The organism is Vagococcus elongatus (assembly GCF_003987645.1).
Lineage (GTDB): Bacteria > Bacillota > Bacilli > Lactobacillales > Vagococcaceae > Vagococcus_A > Vagococcus_A elongatus.
On record NZ_NGKA01000055.1, the window covers coordinates 1 to 1,008 of the forward strand.

Annotated in this window: 1 protein-coding gene; it reads left to right on the forward strand. The window is 37.5% G+C overall.

The features are described from left to right. Positions 1 to 97: 97 nt before the first annotated feature. A partial coding sequence (locus tag CBF29_RS13635) for a transposase (protein ID WP_148112418.1) occupies positions 98 to 1,008 on the forward strand: 911 nt, incomplete at its 3' end.

The following is a 1,008-nucleotide window of genomic DNA, read 5'->3' on the forward strand; positions in this document are numbered from 1 at the left end:
GAAATCTTTTTATGATTTTGTTCCTTTTTTTAGCGATAAAAATAGCACTTCCTTGTATAATTAAAGTACCAACCATAACCAAAAGGGAGTGCTATCTATGTACAAAGATTATAACATGAATCAGGTCACCTTATCATTAGATTTAGAGATTTATTTGGAAAAAGACGACCTTGCTTTTGCGATTAATGATCTTGTGGAAAGCATACCAGAAAAAGCCTTCGCTGCTTTTGAGCACCAGATGGGAGCAACCTCTTATCATCCTAAAATGATGTTGAAGTTGATACTGTGCGGTTACACACAGTCTGTTTTTTCTGGCAGAAGAATTGAAGCTCTAGCTAAAGACAGCATTCGTGCGCGATGGCTGACACAATCACAGCAACCCAATTTCAGAACGATTAATCGTTTTCGTGTGCATCCACATATGCAAGTTTTATTAGAAGAATGCTTTATTCAATTCCGAAACCTCTTGGTTTCTCAGAAACTTATCGAAACAGATGTCATCTTTATTGACGGTACCAAGATAGAAGCCAACGCCAATAAATACACATTTGTCTGGAAAAAGAGCTTACAAAACTATGAGGCCAAACTGACTGAAAAATCAAAAGAGATCTACCATCAACTCGTGAAGGAGAAAATCATTCCTTCTATTTGCGATGAAGATAAAGACCTTTCAGAAGAGGACTTTTCCAAAATCATCACTACATTAGAAACAAGTGTAGAAAATTTTACGCAAGAAATTGATGCCTCTCATTGTACTGAAGAGCGGAAACTCCTACGCTCTCAACGAAAGGCACCTAAAAAAGCACTGAAACAATTCCTTGATTTTAAAGAACGTCAGTCTCGGTATGTCCGTCAAAAAGCTATTTTAGGTGAGAGAAATAGTTACTCCAAAACAGATCCTGATGCCACGTTTATGAGGATGAAAGAGGATCACATGCGGAACGGGCAACTTAAAGCAGGCTATAATATTCAAATCGCGACCAATCAACAATATGTCTTAGCCTATGA